We start from the raw sequence: 15,379 nt of genomic DNA, 5'->3' as shown, positions 1-15,379 counted from the left end.
TCCCGCTCGCTTAGGGAGTTGATGAAGGTGACGAAGCGCCGACTGCCGAAGCCGGACGAGCTGAAGCAGCTCCTGCGACCGAAGCCGCTCGTGCTCAACCCCACCGACCGGCGGCTGGCGAACGCGCACACCATCGCCGACCTGCGGACGATCGCCCGCAAGCGGACTCCCCGGGCGGCGTTCGACTACACCGACGGCGCGGCCGAGCTGGAAGACAGCCTGCGCCGCGCCCGCCAGGCCTACCGGCGGATCGAGTTCCACCCCAACGTGCTGCGGGGCGTGTCCGATGTGGACACCACGCGCGAGATCCTCGGCAAGACCTCGGCGCTGCCGTTCGCCTTCGCCCCCACCGGCTTCACGCGGATGATGAACCACGAGGGCGAGGCGGCGGTCGGCCGCGTGGCGCAGCGCAACGGCATCCCGATGGGCCTCTCGACGATGGCGACGACGTCGATCGAGGACCTCGCCGCGGCGGCGCCCGAAGCCCGCAAGTGGTTCCAGCTCTACGTCTGGCGCGACCACGGCGCGGGCGAAGATCTGATGAATCGCGCGTGGGAGAACGGCTACGACACGCTGATGCTGACCGTGGACACCCCGGTCGGCGGCGCGCGCCTGCGGGACGTCCGCAACGGCCTCACCATCCCGCCGGCGCTGACGCTCAAGACGTTCCTCGACGGCGCGACGCACCCGGCGTGGTGGTTCAACCTGCTCACCACCGAGCCCCTGCACTTCGCCTCGCTGAGCCACTTCGACGGCACCGTCGCCGAGCTGCTGAACAAGCTGTTCGACCCGACGCTGAACTTCGACGACCTCGACTGGGTGCGCCGGACCTGGCCCGGGAAGCTCGTGGTCAAGGGCGTGCAGAACGTCGACGACGCCCGCGACGTCGTGAAGCACGGCGCGGACGCGGTGCTCATCTCGAACCACGGCGGCCGCCAGCTCGACCGCGCCCCGACGCCCCTGGAGCTGCTGCCGGCGGTGCTGGACGAGCTCCAGGGCGGCGCCGAGGTGTGGATCGACACGGGCATCCTGTCGGGTGGCGACATCGTGGCGGCGATCGCCCGCGGCGCCGACGCCGTGCTGGTCGGCCGCGCGTTCCTCTACGGCCTGATGGCCGGCGGCGAGCGCGGGGTCCAGCGGTGCGTCGACATCCTGCGCACGGAGATGGTCCGCACGATGCAGCTGCTGGGCGTCCGGACCCTGAAGGACCTGACGCCGAGCCACGCCACCCTGCGTTAGACCTGCGCCTGGCCGCCGTCGACGAAGAACTCGACGCCGTTGACGAAGCTCGCCTCCCCGGAGGCCAGGAACAGCGCGGCGGCCGCGATTTCCGAAGGGTCGCCGAGGCGGCCCAGCGGGACCTCCGCCACGAGGCCGTCGACCAGGCCCTGCTGCTCGTCGCCGGGCACCAGCCCCAGCAGGCCCGGGGTGCGCGTCGGTCCCGGGCTCAGGACGTTGACCCGCGTGCCGGTTCCCTTCAGGTCGAGCGCCCAGCTGCGGGCGAAGTTGCGCACTGCCGCCTTCGTCGCCGCGTAGACGCTGAAGGCCGCGCCGGGCCGCGTCGACGTCGTCGAGCCGGTCAGGATGATCGACGCGTTCGCGTTCAGCAGCGGCAGCGCCTTCTGGACGGCGAAGAGCACCCCCTTGACGTTGGTGCCGAACGTCGCGTCGAACTGCTCTTCGGTGATTTCGCCGAGCGGGGCGAAGGTCCCGCCGCCGGAGTTGGCGACCACGACGTCCAGCCCGCGGCCGCGCTCGGCCACCGCGCGGTAGAGCTCGTCGAGGTCGGCCAGGTTCGCCGAGTCCGCCCGGATCGCCGTGACGCCGCCGCCGATCTCGGCCACCGCGTCGTCGAGGGCTTCCTTCCGGCGGCCCGTGATGAACACGTGCGCGCCTTCGGCCGCGAAGCGCTTGGCGATGGCGAGCCCGATGCCGGTGCTGCCGCCGGTCACGACCGCGGTCTTGTTCTCCAGGTTCACGTTGCTCCTCCAGTTCTTGACTATCTCGTCCAGAACGTACGCCGTTCTGGACGAGATAGTCAAGAATGGGTAGCCTGAGTCCATGGCGAGACCCCGGAGCTTCGACGAGGCAGCGGTCCTGCGCGCGGCCAGGGACCAGTTCTGGGAGAGCGGTTACGCCGGCACGAAGGTCGACGACATCGCCGCCGCGACCGGCCTCGGGAAGGGCAGCCTCTACGGCGCCTTCGGTGACAAGCACGCGCTCTTCCTGCGCGTCTTCGACCACTACTGCACCAAATCGGCCGACGGCGTGCGAGAACAGCTCGAAGGCCCCGACGAAACGGCCTACCGGCGGCTCGGCGACCACGTGCGGGCGATCGCCGAGTCGGTCGCCGCCGACCGGGCGCGGCGCGGGTGCCTGATCGCGAAGAGCACGGCCGAATGCGCGGAGCACGACGAGGCAGTCGCGGCCCGCAGCCGGCAGCTGTTCCGCGACCTGCAGGACCACCTGACAGCGTGCATCGCGGGCGCCCAGCGCGCGGGCGACATCGCCGCCGGCGCGGACCCCGCCCACCTGGCCGGGCTCGTGCTGGCCGTCTTGCGCGGCCTCGAAGCGCTGGGCAAGGGCGGCGTCGAGCCGGAGGAGCTTCGCGCGATCGCCGAGACGGCGCTCGCCGTGCTGCCCCGGCCGTGAAGGGCTGACTCGTTGGGCCAACCGGTCTCAACTTCTTGACGGACCGCCTGGTTTGTGACGAAGATCTCGGGCACTCGCCGAAAGGCCGTTTTCGCATCGTGGAAAACGGAGGTCGCCCGTGTTCGTGCAAGACGTGACTCCCCTCGGTTCACTCGGCCTGTCGGCGCTCGTCGCCGTGCTGCCGCTGGCCACCGTCCTCGTGCTCCTCGGCGCCGTCCGGATGCGGGCGCACCACGCCGCCCTCATCGGGCTGCTCGTCGCGCTCGTCGTCGGCGTCGCCGCGTTCGGGATGCCCGTCGTGCAGGCCGTCTCGGGGGCGCTCCAAGGCGCCGCGTTCGGGCTGTGGCCGATCATGTGGATCGTCGTCAACGCGCTGTGGATCTACCGGCTCACCGTGCGGACCGGGCACTTCGACGTCCTGCGCCGCTCGTTCGGCCGGATCTCCGACGACCCGCGGATCCAGGCCCTCATCATCGCCTTCTGCTTCGGGGCCCTGATGGAAGCGCTGGCCGGGTTCGGCGCGCCCGTCGCGATCAGCGCCGTGATGCTCGTGGCCGTCGGCTTCCACCCGGTGAAGGCGGCGGTCGTCGCACTGGTCGCGAACACCGCGCCGGTCGCGTTCGGCGCGATGGGCACGCCCGTCGTCACCCTCGCCCAGGTCACCGGCCTGCCGCTGCAGGAGGTGTCCTCGATCGTCGGGCGCCAGACGCCGCTGCTCGCGCTGGTCGTGCCGCTGCTGCTGGTGATCATCGTCGACGGCAAGCGCGGGCTGAAGGACACCTGGCTGCCCGCGCTGGTCTGCGGGGTCGCGTTCGGGCTCGTGCAGTTCCTCGCGTCCAACTACGTGTCGCCGCAGCTGGCCGACATCGGGGCCGCGCTCGCCGGCGCCGCCGCGCTCGTGGCGCTCCCCCAGACCCGCCGCCCGGTGCCCGAAGCCGTCCGGATCGGCACCGGCGGGACGGCGACCGCGGAGGCCCCGCCGGAAGACTCGCGCACCGACGTCGTCAAGGCGTACCTGCCCTACGCGCTGATCATCGTGATCTTCTCCGTCGCCGTCCTGCCGCCGGTCAAGAAGCTGCTGGACAAGGCGACCTGGAAGTTCCACTGGCCCGGCCTGAACGTCGCCGGGCCGAACGGGAAGCCGGTCTCCGGCAACACCTTCTCGCTGCCGTTCCTCAACACCGGCGGCACGCTCGTCCTGCTGGCCGGGGTCCTGACCGCGGCGGTGCTGGCCGTCTCGGCGAGCGGCACCGCGCAGGAGTGGCTGGCCACCGTCAAGGAGCTGCGGTTCGCGATCCTCACCGTCACCGGGGTGCTCGCGCTGGCCTACGTGATGAACCTGTCCGGGCAGACCAGCACGATCGGCACGTTCATCGCGGCGGCCGGCGCCGGGCTCGCGTTCCTGTCCCCGGTGCTGGGCTGGTTCGGCGTGGCCGTCTCGGGCTCCGACACGTCGGCGAACGCGCTGTTCGGCGCGCTGCAGGTCACGGCGGCGGCCAAGACCGGCCTGCCGGCGGACCTGTTGGCCGCGGCCAACAGCTCCGGCGGCGTCCTCGGCAAGATGGTGTCGCCGCAGAACCTCACGATCGCCTGCGTGGCCGCGAACCTGCCCGGTGAGGAGGGCAAGCTGCTGCGGAAGGTGCTGCCGTGGAGCCTGGGACTGCTGCTGGTGATGTGCCTGATCGTGTGGGGGCAGAGCACGCCGGTGCTCAGCTGGATGCTGCCATGACCCCGGACGAGGCCGCGACGCGCTTGGCGGAGCGGTTCCAGCTCCACCAGCCGTGCACGACGAGCCCGGCGAACACGATGTAGATCGCCGCCGAGAAGTACAGGCCGGAGGAGATCTGCAGCGGCACGCCGATCGCGTCGACGACCAGCCACACCAGCCAGAACTCGACGAGTCCCGCGCCCTGAGCGCCGAAGGCGACGAGGGTGCCGACGAAGATCGCGGCGTCCGGCCACGGCGCCCACGACGCGTCCAGCGCGTCCAGGACCAGGGCCATCACCGTCGTGCCGACGAGGAAGGCGCCGAGCATGGCCAGCCGTTCGGCGAGCCGGCCCGAGCGGACGACGACGCCGAACACCGGGTCCTTGCGGCGCGTCCAGGCCCACCAGCCGTAGAGCGAGATGGCGAGGATGGCGACCTGCCGGGCGGCGAGCCCGCCGAGGTGCGCGGAGACGTAGACGGCGAACAGCAGCACGGTCGCCCCGACCTGCACGGGCCACGTCCACAGGGTGCGACGCTGCGCGAGGAACACGACCGCCAGCGCGAACACCTGCCCGGCGAGCTCCGCGATCGAGATCCACTGGCCCAGCACGGTGATCCCGTGGTGCAGCAGGAAGTCCACGGCACGCCCCTTTCGTCCTACCGCTCCCAACATGCTCCGCGGGAGGTGAATTCCCTAGGGAGTGTGAGGGGCGGAACATCCCACCTCGTGGACGTCCCCGACGCGGAGGACGCCGCCGCGGACCACGCGGGCCTGCACGCCGAACGTCACGCCGTTCACCTCGGAGATCGTCTTGAGCAGCCCGGGCGCGGCCGGCAGCCCGTCGCACGGCAGGCCGACCATCACGCAGCGGACCGCCTTGCGGAGGACCGCCAGCTCCACTTCGCCGATCCGCACCCGCTCCCCCACCCAGGATTCCTCGGTGCGCCCGGGTGCCGATCCGGTGTCGAGCAGGAGGTTGGCCCGGAACCGCCGCTCGTCCAGCGCGACCCCGGGCGCGCGTTCGGCCAGCCAGGCCAGCGAAGACGTCGTGACCAGGTGGACGTCGGCTTCGTCGTGGTGCGGGATGTCCGCTTCCTTCGCCAGCTCGACGCCGGGGAAGTCCAGCGCGGCGGCGAGCTCGGCGTGCACGCCCGCGGCGTCCCCGCGGAGCACGCGCCCGTCCGGGAAGGTCAGCACCGGGACGGCGCCGTCGTAGCGCGCGGCGAACGCGTGCAGGCCCGGCATCCGCCGGAACCGGGTGGAGTTCTTGCCGCTGCCGAACCGGCCTTCGGGATCCCGGACCGCGTACAGGCGGTCGCCCTCGAGGCCGCGCTCCCCGACCGCCACCTCGGCCAGCCGCTCGCCCGCCATCGACTTCACCGGATAGCGCCAGAGCGCCGCCACGACCCCCATCGCCCCAGCGTAGTGCCCGCCCGGGACGTCTTGAAGCCAAGACGGCGCTCCCGGCCCGATGGCAACAGCTCCACCAAGGTCGCGAATGACTCATTGGGGACCGCGGAGGTCCCCAATGAGTCATTCGCGACACCGCAGCAGCAGCCAGAACCACCCGGCTTCCTCGTCCGCCGAGCCCGTTCCCGCCGCTACCCGGTCAGATCTGGGGACGCGGGGTGCCGGCCGGCGGCGTCGGGGTGTTGTCCGCCCCCACCGGCATCCGCGGCCGCTCGGCGGTGCCCATCTCGCCGGTGCGCTGCTGCGGCGTCTCCAGCTGGTGCTCCATGTTGGCCATCCAGCCGCGCCAGCGGTCCTGGGCCGGCTTGATCAGGCCGCCGCCGAAGCCGACGACGATCACGCCGCCGATCGTGGCGAGGACCGCGATCAGGACCGGGCCGGTGATCGCCGTCGCGATGTTCACCTGGCCGAGGGCGGCGATGATGCCGAACGCCATGATCAGCCAGTAGGCCGCCATCGAGAGCGGGCGCGCCGCGCCCCGGCCGGACAGCGCCGACGCGACGACGTCCCGCACGACCTTCGCGATGGCCGCGGCCACCACGACGAGCACCAGCGCGACCACGATCCGCGGCAGGAACGCGATGATGTCGTTGAGCAGCTGGCTCACCGGGTTCGTCGGCCCGAACACGCCGAACGCCAGCTGCAGCGCGATCAGCAGGATGAAGTAGTACACCAATTTGACGAGGATCCCGGCCGCGTCGATCTTCTGGCTGCCGATGTTCCCGGAAAGACCGGTCTTCTCGACGAGTTTCCCGAACCCGACTTTCCCGAGGACGAGCCCCAGCGCTTTCGAAACCGCCTTCGCGATCAGCCAGCCGATCAGCAGGATGATCAAGAATCCCACGAGTTTCGGGACGAACGTGGCCACCAGGTTCCACGCCTGCCCGAGCCCGTCCTTCAGTTGCTGGCCCATACCGACTCCCTCCACGGGTTTTGCGCCCGAATCTCCACCCGCGGATTCGGGGTGGTGCCGCTGTGTTGCACCGGATCGTTGATCAGGTACCCAGCGGCGGCAACTCGTGCGCCCCACGATCGAGTGAGACGACTGGCGCGGAAAGATCACCGGTGGCCATACTGGTTCTACCGGTGGGGACCGGGGAGACGAGGCCGTCCGGCGCAGCGTAAACCGCGAGCGCCGGGCGGCCTCGAGCATTTATCGGACAACAGTGTTCCGGCCCCCGGACACCGAAGCGTCCGAGGGCCGGGTGAACAATCGGCGAACCTCAGGCGGCGCGCAGGGCGTCGCGCAGTTTCACCTTCGCGCCACTGCGCATGACCGCGTTCCGGTAGATCCGCGCGGCGAGCCAGATCAGCCCCGGGATCATCAGCACCACCAGCCCCACCGACACCACGGCTTCCCACACCGGGACCCCGCCCATCGCCAGCCGCATCGGCATCAGCGTCGGCGCGAAGACCGGAATCACGGAAAGCACCTCGACGAACGTGTTCCCCGGGTCGGACGGCAGCACGGAAATGCCGACGACGTACCCGGCGATCACGAACATCAACGCGGGCATCGTCGCGCCGCCGACGTCTTCCTGGCGCGAAACCAGCGCGCCCAGCGCGGCGAACACGATCGAGTACATGAAGAACCCGAGCAGGTACCAGACGATCAGCCAGACGACCGTCCCGACGGCGGCCGAAACGGAAATCGTGAGCACCCCGGCCGCCAGTCCGGCGATCACCCCGCCGGCCCCGATCACGAGCATCTGGATCAGCCCGACCACGCCGATGCCGAGCACCTTCCCGGCCATCAGCTGCCACGGCTTGATCGTCGACAGCAGCAGTTCCACGACCCGTGACGTCTTTTCCTCGACCACGCCCTGCGCCACGCTCTGGCCGTTGATCATCAGCGAGAGGTAGATCAGGATGCCGGCCGCGATGCCCAGCACCAGCTGCTGGCCGTTGTAGTCGTACGGCTGCTCCAGCGGCGGGTCTTCGATGAACTTCGCGGCCGAGACGGCCGCTTCGAACTGCGCCGGGTTCCCGCCCAGCGCGGTGATCTGCTGGTCGAGCGCGACCTGCCGGGACAGCAGCTGCAGCACGTTCGAGAGCTTGCCGTCGAGGTCCTTCTTCACCTGGACGTGCACGGTCTTGCCGTCGCCGGTGAGCAGCGCGTCGATCGAGCCGTCGGCCAGCTTGGCGCGCCCGGCGGCTTCGTCGGCGAACTGCGTGACGTCGATGGTCTCGCCGACGGCCTGCCCCCCGGCCTTCAGCGGCGCCGCGAACGGCGCCGTCGCCGGGGTGTAGCCGACCGTCGAGTCGGCGCCGCCGCCGCCCGAGATCAGCTTGATCAGCACGATGCCGACGACGATCAGCAGCAGCATGACCACGGTGGTGACGCGGTAGGCCTTCGACTTCACGCGGGTGCTGATCTCGCGGGAGGCGACCAGGCCCACCGCGCTCATCGGGCTCATCCGGACGTCCGGGAGCGGGCTGTTCATGCGGGAACCTCCTCGGTCGTCACGACGGAACGGAACAGATCGGCCAGCGTCGGCTGCTCGCGCGCGAACTCGCGCACCGGCCCGGTGGCCAGCGCGGCCTTGAGGACGTCCTGGTCGTCGGCGCCGTCGCCCAGCTCCAGTTCGGTGACCGTGCCCTTGCGGCCGAGCACCCGCACGCCCGCGACGCCGTCGGCCCAGCCGGCACCGGCCTCGGGGACGTCGACGCGCAGCCGCACGGCCCCGCCGGCCCGCAGCTCGCCGACCGTGCCGACCTCGACCATCTGTCCACTCCGGACGATGCCGACCCGGTCGCACAGCCGCTCGACGAGGTCGAGCTGGTGGCTGGAGAACACGACCGGCACGCCCTCGGCGGCCTTTTCCTTGAGCACCGCGCTCATCACGTCGACCGCGACCGGGTCGAGGCCGGAGAACGGCTCGTCGAGCACCAGGATCCGCGGCTCGTGCACCAGCGCCGCGGCCAGCTGGACGCGCTGCTGGTTGCCGAGGCTGAGCTTCTGCACCTCGTCTTCCCGGCGGGCGGCGACCCCCAGCCGTTCGGTCCACTTCTCCGTCGACGCCGCCGCGTCGGCCGCGGACATGCCGTGCAGCCGCGCGAGGTACGTCAGCTGCTCGGCCACCTTCATCTTCGGGTAGAGCCCGCGTTCTTCGGGCATGTACCCGATGTGGCGCCGCGTTTCGTGCGTCACCGGCTGCCCGTCGTAGCGGACTTCGCCGGTGTCGGCGGACAGCACGCCGAGCGCGATGCGCATGGTCGTGGTCTTGCCGGCCCCGTTGCTGCCGACGAACCCGAACAATTCGCCCGGCCGGACGTCGAAGGTCATTTCCCGCAGAGCGACCACGTCGCCGTAGCGTTTGGAGATCGCGTCGATCTCTAAACCGGTCATTCCGGTTCCCCCAATTCTCTCCAGCTTCCCCGTTGCCCGCGATCCTAGGCAGTACTGACACGCTCCGCCTACCTTCCCGCGTTGCCGCCGGGGGCTACGAAAGTTGCGGAGCACGTAGGATCGCTTCAGCCATGGATGGAACCACCACCCCGCGCCGGGTGCCGAAGCACCACGGACTGTCCGCGAAGACGCTCCGGCGGCTGGAGCACGCGTCCGGCAGCCTGGCCAGCGCCAGCATCGCGGTGATGGAGCAGCGGCTGACCTGGTTCGCCCGGCTGCCCGCCGACCAGCGCGCGAGCGTGCTGCTGATCACCCAGGCGGGCGCCGCGGGCTTCGTCGGCTGGCTGCGGGACTCGAAGGAAGCGCTGAAGCTGACGACCGAGGCGTTCCGCGACGCCCCGGCCGAGCTGTCGCGGTGGGTCAGCCTGCGCCAGGCGGTCGGCATGGTGCGCCTCGCGATCGAGGTTTTCGAAGAGCAGCTGCCGGAATTCGCCGCGAACGAAGCGGAACGGGCGGCACTGATCGAAGGAATCCTCCGCTACGGCCGGGAAATCGCGTTCGCGGCGGCCAACTCGTACGCGGCCGCGGCGGAAGCTCGCGGCGCCTGGGACGCCCGGCTGGAGGCACTGGTCGTCGACGGCATCGTCCGCGGCGACGCCGAGGAGTCGGTGCTTTCCCGCGCCACGGCGCTGGGCTGGGACCCGACGGCGGCGGCGACCGTCCTGGTCGGGAACCCGCCGTCGGACGACCCACCCGCCGTGGTGTTCGAGGTCCGCAGCCGCGCCGCCCGCGTCGGCCGCCCGGTCCTGCTGTCGGTCCAGGGCTCCCGGCTGGTGGTCGTGGTCGGCGGGCCGACCGAAGGCGGGGTCAAGGAGCGGGAAATCCTGACGCGCATGTCGGTCGCGTTCGCCGAGGGCCCGGTGGTCGCCGGCCCGACGGTCCCGTCACTGGCCGAAGCCCACCACAGCGCGACGGAGGCGCTCTCGGGGCTGCGCGCGGTCGTCGGCTGGCCGGGCGCGCCCCGGCCGGTCCGGTCGGGGGACCTGCTGCCCGAGCGCGCGCTGTCCGGGGACGCGGAGGCCGAGCGCCTGCTGGTGGACGCGATCGCGCGCCCGCTGGAGGAAGCGGGCCCGACGCTGCAGCGCACGGTGGAGGCGTACCTGGAGAGCGGCGGCGTGCTGGAGACGTGCGCCAAGACGTTGTTCGTCCACCCGAACACCGTCCGGTACCGGCTGCGGAAGGCGGCGGAGCTGACCGGCTGCCAGCCGACCGACCCCCGGGACGCGCTGGTGCTGCGGATCGCGCTCACGGTGGGCCGGCTGGCCCGCGCCCGCGGCCTCTGGTGAGGGCCGCGTCACGTGATGGACTTAACAGCGAAAGGTGATTGAACCCGACAAGGCATCCGGGTTACGCGCGAGCTTCTCCGGCGCGTCTTTGGAGGGTTCCGACAAAGACGCCGCGTAGACACTGTGAGCGTCGGCATCCCGGGAAAGCACCCCCGCCGTGTTGTCTTGAAGGGTGACAGCAGCAGTCCTCGCTCCCGGTCAGGGGTCCCAGGCCCCCGGCATGTTCACGCCCTGGCTCGACCTCGACGGCGCGCGCGAGCGCGTCGCCCAGTGGTCCGACCGCGCCGGGCTCGACCTGCTCCGCCTCGGTACCGAGGCGGACGCGGAAGAGATCCAGGACACCGCGGTCGCGCAGCCCCTGATCGTCGCCCTCTCGCTGCTCACCTTCGAGCACCTGCAGGCCACCGCCCCGGTCGCCGCGGACGCGCCGGTCGCCGGCCACTCCGTCGGCGAGCTCGCCGCGGCCGCGATCGCCGGGGTGCTGAGGCCCGAGGACGCCGTCGCGCTCGCCGCCGTCCGCGGGGCCGAGATGGCCAAGGCCTGCGCGCTCGAACCGACGTCGATGGCCGCGGTCATGCTCGGGGACCCCGAGCAGGTCGTCGCGTGGCTGGAAGAACGCGGCCTGACCGCCGCGAACCGCAACGGAGCGGGGCAGATCGTCGCCTCCGGCGCGGCCGACGCCGTCGCGAAGATCGTCGCCGAGCCCCTGGAAGGCACGAAGATCCGCGCCCTCAAGGTCGCCGGCGCGTTCCACACGCAGTACATGGCGCCCGCCGAAGAGGCGTTGCGCGCCCACGCCGCCGAGCTGACCCCGGCCGACCCCACCCGGCCGCTGCTGTCCAATGCGGACGGCGCCGTCGTCACCAGCGGAGCCGAGTACCTGGAGCGGCTCGTTTCCCAGGTCACCCGGTCGGTCCGCTGGGACCTGACGATGGACGGCCTGGTCTCGCTCGGCGTCACCCGCACCGTCGAACTCGCGCCCGCGGGCACCCTGACCGGCCTGGTCAAGCGGCAGCTCAAGGGCGTCGTCACCACTACCACCGCGCTGAAGTCGCCGGCCGAGCTGGCCGCGCTGCGCCAGGAGGACGCCTCGTGACCGACCGACCGGCCCTGAGCCTCAACCCGGGCTCCCACGGCAGCCGCGTGCTGGGCGTCGGCAGCTACCAGCCCGAGCGGATCGTCAGCAACGACGACCTCTCGAAGATCATGGAAACCAACGACGAGTGGATCCGGACTCGCGTCGGCATCATCGAGCGCCGCTTCGCCGAGAAGGACGAGCTGCTCACCGACATGGCGGTCGCCGCCGGCACCGCCGCGCTGGCCGACGCCGGGGTCGATCCGTCCGAAGTGGACACGGTCATCCTGCCGAACTGCACGATGCCGACGCCGATCCCGAACGCGGCCGCGCAGGTCGCCGCCCGGATCGGGATCCCGAGCCCCGGCGCGTTCGACCTCAACGCCGCGTGCGCCGGCTTCTGCTACGGCCTGGGCGTCGCCTCCGACCTGATCCGCGGCGGCTCGGCCAAGAAGGTCCTCGTGATCGGCGCCGAAAAACTCACCGATTCGGTGAACCCGACCGACCGCGCGAACGCGATCATCTTCGCCGACGGCGCGGGCGCCGCGGTGGTGGGCGAGTCCGACGAGCCGCAGATCGGCCCGGTCTCCTGGGGCAGCGCGGGCGACCTCGTCGACCTGATCGGGATGACCGAGGACGAGTTCATCTACCAGGAGGGCCAGTCGGTCTTCCGGTGGGCCACCACCCAGATCGCCCCGATCGCGCTGCGGGCGCTGGAGGTCGCCGGGCTGAAGCCGTCCGATGTGGACGTCCTGATCCCGCACCAGGCGAACCTGCGCATCGTCGAGGCGATCGCGAAGAAGCTGCGGACGCAGGGCGCCCGCGAGGACATGGTCGTCGCGGACGACATCAAGTACTCCGGCAACACCTCGTCGGCGTCCATCCCCCTCGCGCTGGACCACATGCGCAAGGCCGGGACGGCGAAGTCCGGCGACGTGGTGCTGGCGGTCGGGTTCGGTGCGGGCCTGTCCTACGCCGGGCAGGCGTTCGTCTGCCCCTGACCACCGTTACGCTCCCCGCGGGCAATTCGCCCGCGGACCAGAGACCCAAGAAACACCGAGAAGGGAACAACCCCATGGCTGACAACGCTGAGATCCTCGCCGGCCTCGCCGAGATCGTCGAAGAGGTGGCCGGTGTGGCTCAGGACGACGTCACCGCCGAGAAGTCGTTCGTGGACGACCTGGACATCGACTCGCTGTCGATGGTCGAGATCGCCGTGCAGGCCGAGGACAAGTTCGGCGTGAAGATCCCGGACGACGAGCTCGCCAACCTCAAGACCGTGGGCGACGCCGTGAACTACGTTTCGGCCAACTCCAAGTAAGTCCTCTTCCCCTCCTTGAGGAGACTCCCATGAGCAACATCGACGTCGTGATCACCGGTCTCGGCGCCACCACACCGCTCGGCGGGGACGTCACGTCCACCTGGGACGGTCTGCTGGCCGGGCGGAGCGGGGTCCGGGCGATCGAGGCCGACTGGGTCGAGGAACTGCAGCTGCCGGTGAAGATCGGCGGTCAGCTGGCCGTCGATCCTTCGGAGGTCCTCCCGCGGGTGCAGGCCCGCCGGCTGGACCGCTGCGAGCAGGTCGCGCTGATCGCCGCCCGCCAGGCGTGGGCCGACGCCGGGTACGCGGAACCGACGGACGAGCACACCGACGTCGACCCCGACCGCCTCGGCGTGTCGATCGGCACCGGCGTGGGCGGCCCGGTCACCCTGCTCACCCAGAACGACCTGTTGCACCAGCAGGGTCTCCGCAAGGTGTCGCCGCTGACCGTGCCGATGCTGATGCCGAACGGCCCGGCCGCGCACGTCGGCATCGACCTCAAGGCGCGGGCCGGCGTGCATTCGCCGGCCTCCGCCTGCGCGTCGGGAGCCGAAGGCATCGCGAGCGGGGTGGAGATGATCCGCTCCGGCCGCGCCGACGTCGTGGTCGCCGGCGGTGCCGAAGCGTGCATCCACCCGATCACGCTGGCCGGCTTCGCCCAGGCCCGCACGGTGTCCACGCGCAACGACGACCCGGGTGCGGCCTCGCGGCCGTTCGACGCCAACCGGGACGGCTTCGTCCTCGGCGAGGGCGCCGGCGTGGTCATCCTGGAGCGCGCGGACCTGGCGAAGGCCCGCGGGGCGCGCGTCTACGCGACGATCGCCGGGCACGGCATCACCTCGGACGCCTACCACATCACCGGCAACCACCCCGAGGGCATCGGCCAGATCGCCGCGATGCGCGCGGCGATGAAGATGGCCGGCGTCACCGCGGCGGACGTCGGGCACGTGAACGCCCACGCGACGTCCACTGTGGTCGGTGACATCGGCGAGGCGGCGGCGATCCGCAACGCGGTCGGGGAACACCCGGTCGTGACGGCGCCGAAGGGCGCGCTCGGCCACCTCGTCGGCGGGGCCGGCGCGGTCGAGGGGATCATCACGATCCTGTCGCTCTACCACGGCATCGTGCCGGCCACGATGAACCTGACCGATCTGGACCCGCGGGTGCAGCTGGACGTCGTCGCGGGTGAGCCGCGCAAGGTCGAGCTGACCGCGGCGATCAGCAACTCGTTCGGCTTCGGCGGTCACAACACCGCCCTGCTGTTCACCCCCGCGGCCTGACGGACGCGGAAAAAGGGGCCCGGCTTCGGCCGGGCCCCTTTTTCATCAGCATTTTTCGTGTTCGGGTGGCGGGCCCTTGTCGATCGAATCGATCTTCAGCGCGGCCTGCTCGACGACCATCGGCAGCACCAGCCGCCACTTGATGCAGGGCTCCTGGAAGAACGGCGGGGCGTCCTCGGGGTTCTGCACGCTGGTGAACCCGACCAGGACCCGCAGCGACGAGCCGGAGCCGCGCTCGATCCGGTAGACGACGGCGTCCCTGTCCTTTGTGGTCCGGACGCCGTTCTTCCAGGTCGTGAGCGACTGCTCGGCCACCCGCTGCGCGCTGACCACGCTCGTCCACTGCTGGTACTGCTTGGTGTTGATGGCCGAGAAGTACGTCTCGATGACCCGGCGGACGGCGTCGGCCTGCGGGTGGGCCCGCGCGTCGTCGGTCATCCGCACGGCGTCCGCGGCGGCCGGCTCGCCGCTGCCCGACGTCGACGGCGTCGAGACCGCGGCGGACGTGTCGTCGGCGGGCTGGTCCGGACGGCGGTAGAGCTCGCGCGCGAGCAGGCCGGCCCCGACGGTCACGGACAGCACCACGACCACGACGGGCACCAGCCAGCGCTGGCGAGAGCTGGGGGCGGGGGTGGTCACGCCGTGAGCGTACCGGGCCCCCGTCCCGCGGCTAGCCGACCTGGTGCAGCCAGGTCACCGGAGCGCCGTCGCCGGCGTGGCGGAAGGGTTCGAGCGCCTCGTCCCAGCTCGCGGCGAGGAGTTCGTCGAGCTTGTGCGCGAGGGACTCACCCCCGCGGGTCATGGCGACGAGGGCGCGCAGCTGGTCTTCGCCCACCACGATGTCGCCGTTGGCACTGGTCCGGCCGTGCCACAGGCCGAGGCCGGGCGCGAAGCAGTACCGTTCGCCGTCGACGCCCGCGCTGGGCTCTTCGGTGACTTCGAACCGGATCATCGGCCACGCCTTGAGGGCGGACGCCAGTTTGGCGCCGGTGCCCGCGGGCGCGCGCCAACCGCATTCGGCGCGAAGCTGACCCGGACTGGCCGGCTGCGCCGTCCACTTCAGGTCAACGCGGGCACCCAGGGTGCCCGAAATGGCCCACTCGACGTGCGGACACACCGCAGACGGCGACGAGTGGACGTACACCACACCTCGGGTGCTGCCACGGGTGCTCACTGC

16 protein-coding genes are annotated in these 15,379 nt (G+C 71.3%); 8 read left to right on the top strand and 8 right to left on the bottom strand.

Going from position 1 to position 15,379, the window contains the following annotated elements; all coding sequences use genetic code 11:
- The first annotated feature begins 27 nt into the window (after positions 1 to 27).
- Complete coding sequence (locus tag AB5J73_RS23190) at positions 28 to 1,239, top strand: alpha-hydroxy-acid oxidizing protein (protein WP_370972179.1); 1,212 nt, start codon at positions 28 to 30, stop codon at positions 1,237 to 1,239.
- On the opposite strand, the gene AB5J73_RS23185 is transcribed toward AB5J73_RS23190, so the two are convergent.
- Positions 1,236 to 1,979: an SDR family oxidoreductase gene (locus AB5J73_RS23185; RefSeq protein ID WP_370972177.1), complete on the bottom strand. Its 744-nt coding sequence runs from the start codon at positions 1,977 to 1,979 to the stop codon at positions 1,236 to 1,238. The genes AB5J73_RS23190 and AB5J73_RS23185 overlap by 4 nt on opposite strands.
- An 82-nt stretch (positions 1,980 to 2,061) precedes the next feature.
- Between AB5J73_RS23185 and AB5J73_RS23180 the strand changes: the two genes are divergently transcribed.
- Positions 2,062 to 2,652, top strand: coding sequence for a TetR/AcrR family transcriptional regulator (locus tag AB5J73_RS23180; protein WP_370972175.1), 591 nt, complete (start codon positions 2,062 to 2,064; stop codon positions 2,650 to 2,652).
- Positions 2,653 to 2,770: 118 nt separating this feature from the next.
- On the top strand, positions 2,771 to 4,381 hold the full coding sequence (locus tag AB5J73_RS23175; protein WP_370972173.1) for an L-lactate permease: 1,611 nt from the start codon (positions 2,771 to 2,773) through the stop codon (positions 4,379 to 4,381).
- On the opposite strand, the gene AB5J73_RS23170 is transcribed toward AB5J73_RS23175, so the two are convergent.
- The 5 genes from AB5J73_RS23170 to AB5J73_RS23150 form a co-directional block, all read right to left on the bottom strand.
- Complete coding sequence (locus AB5J73_RS23170) at positions 4,362 to 5,000, bottom strand: nicotinamide riboside transporter PnuC (RefSeq protein WP_370972171.1); 639 nt, start codon at positions 4,998 to 5,000, stop codon at positions 4,362 to 4,364. The two genes, AB5J73_RS23175 and AB5J73_RS23170, sit on opposite strands and share 20 nt — an antisense overlap.
- Positions 5,001 to 5,054: 54 nt before the next feature.
- Positions 5,055 to 5,774, bottom strand: a complete 720-nt coding sequence (locus AB5J73_RS23165) for an MOSC domain-containing protein (RefSeq protein WP_370972169.1) — start codon at positions 5,772 to 5,774, stop codon at positions 5,055 to 5,057.
- Between the two features lie 196 nt (positions 5,775 to 5,970).
- The gene (locus AB5J73_RS23160) at positions 5,971 to 6,744 is read right to left on the bottom strand and encodes a hypothetical protein (protein ID WP_370972167.1); all 774 of its coding nucleotides are present in this window, start codon (positions 6,742 to 6,744) and stop codon (positions 5,971 to 5,973) included.
- A gap of 310 nt (positions 6,745 to 7,054) precedes the next feature.
- A complete protein-coding gene (locus AB5J73_RS23155; RefSeq protein WP_370972164.1) occupies positions 7,055 to 8,275 on the bottom strand; it encodes an ABC transporter permease in 1,221 nt (406 codons plus the stop codon).
- The gene (locus AB5J73_RS23150) at positions 8,272 to 9,180 is read right to left on the bottom strand and encodes an ABC transporter ATP-binding protein (protein WP_370972163.1); all 909 of its coding nucleotides are present in this window, start codon (positions 9,178 to 9,180) and stop codon (positions 8,272 to 8,274) included. Before AB5J73_RS23150 ends, AB5J73_RS23155 begins: the two co-directional genes overlap by 4 nt.
- Positions 9,181 to 9,311: 131 nt before the next feature.
- Here AB5J73_RS23150 and AB5J73_RS23145 point away from each other — a divergent pair, with 131 nt between their 5' ends.
- The 5 genes from AB5J73_RS23145 to AB5J73_RS23125 all read left to right on the top strand — a co-directional run bounded on the left by AB5J73_RS23145 (position 9,312) and on the right by AB5J73_RS23125 (position 14,202).
- On the top strand, positions 9,312 to 10,526 hold the full coding sequence (locus tag AB5J73_RS23145; protein WP_370972161.1) for a PucR family transcriptional regulator: 1,215 nt from the start codon (positions 9,312 to 9,314) through the stop codon (positions 10,524 to 10,526).
- Between the two features lie 172 nt (positions 10,527 to 10,698).
- Complete coding sequence (locus AB5J73_RS23140; RefSeq protein ID WP_370972159.1) at positions 10,699 to 11,622, top strand: ACP S-malonyltransferase; 924 nt, start codon at positions 10,699 to 10,701, stop codon at positions 11,620 to 11,622.
- On the top strand, positions 11,619 to 12,602 hold the full coding sequence (locus AB5J73_RS23135; RefSeq protein ID WP_370972157.1) for a beta-ketoacyl-ACP synthase III: 984 nt from the start codon (positions 11,619 to 11,621) through the stop codon (positions 12,600 to 12,602). The genes AB5J73_RS23140 and AB5J73_RS23135 overlap by 4 nt, the downstream gene beginning before the upstream one ends.
- A 74-nt stretch (positions 12,603 to 12,676) precedes the next feature.
- Entirely contained in the window at positions 12,677 to 12,922 is a 246-nt protein-coding gene (locus AB5J73_RS23130) for an acyl carrier protein (protein ID WP_004559006.1), read from the top strand.
- A gap of 29 nt (positions 12,923 to 12,951) precedes the next feature.
- On the top strand, positions 12,952 to 14,202 hold the full coding sequence (locus AB5J73_RS23125) for a beta-ketoacyl synthase (protein ID WP_370972154.1): 1,251 nt from the start codon (positions 12,952 to 12,954) through the stop codon (positions 14,200 to 14,202).
- Positions 14,203 to 14,247: 45 nt separating this feature from the next.
- Here the strand turns inward: AB5J73_RS23125 and AB5J73_RS23120 are convergent, their stop codons facing one another.
- On the bottom strand, positions 14,248 to 14,841 hold the full coding sequence (locus AB5J73_RS23120; RefSeq protein WP_370972152.1) for a hypothetical protein: 594 nt from the start codon (positions 14,839 to 14,841) through the stop codon (positions 14,248 to 14,250).
- Positions 14,842 to 14,872: 31 nt separating this feature from the next.
- Positions 14,873 to 15,376, bottom strand: coding sequence for a DUF3145 domain-containing protein (locus AB5J73_RS23115; protein ID WP_125306203.1), 504 nt, complete (start codon positions 15,374 to 15,376; stop codon positions 14,873 to 14,875).
- Positions 15,377 to 15,379: the final 3 nt, after the last annotated feature.

The sequence above is a fragment of the Amycolatopsis sp. cg9 genome (genome assembly GCF_041346945.1).
In the GTDB taxonomy this organism is placed as follows: domain Bacteria; phylum Actinomycetota; class Actinomycetes; order Mycobacteriales; family Pseudonocardiaceae; genus Amycolatopsis.
This window is presented reverse-complemented; position numbering and strand designations above follow the sequence as displayed.

Excerpts from the sequence above, each read along its gene's own strand:
- AB5J73_RS23180 (WP_370972175.1), top strand. The coding sequence starts at position 2,062 with ATGGCGAGACCCCGGAGCTTCGACGAGGCAGCGGTCCTGCGCGCGGCC.
- AB5J73_RS23165 (WP_370972169.1), bottom strand. The coding sequence starts at position 5,774 with ATGGGGGTCGTGGCGGCGCTCTGGCGCTATCCGGTGAAGTCGATGGCG.
- AB5J73_RS23160 (WP_370972167.1), bottom strand. The coding sequence starts at position 6,744 with ATGGGCCAGCAACTGAAGGACGGGCTCGGGCAGGCGTGGAACCTGGTG.
- AB5J73_RS23155 (WP_370972164.1), bottom strand. The coding sequence starts at position 8,275 with ATGAACAGCCCGCTCCCGGACGTCCGGATGAGCCCGATGAGCGCGGTG.
- AB5J73_RS23150 (WP_370972163.1), bottom strand. The coding sequence starts at position 9,180 with ATGACCGGTTTAGAGATCGACGCGATCTCCAAACGCTACGGCGACGTG.
- AB5J73_RS23145 (WP_370972161.1), top strand. The coding sequence starts at position 9,312 with ATGGATGGAACCACCACCCCGCGCCGGGTGCCGAAGCACCACGGACTG.
- AB5J73_RS23130 (WP_004559006.1), top strand. The coding sequence starts at position 12,677 with ATGGCTGACAACGCTGAGATCCTCGCCGGCCTCGCCGAGATCGTCGAA.
- AB5J73_RS23125 (WP_370972154.1), top strand. The coding sequence starts at position 12,952 with ATGAGCAACATCGACGTCGTGATCACCGGTCTCGGCGCCACCACACCG.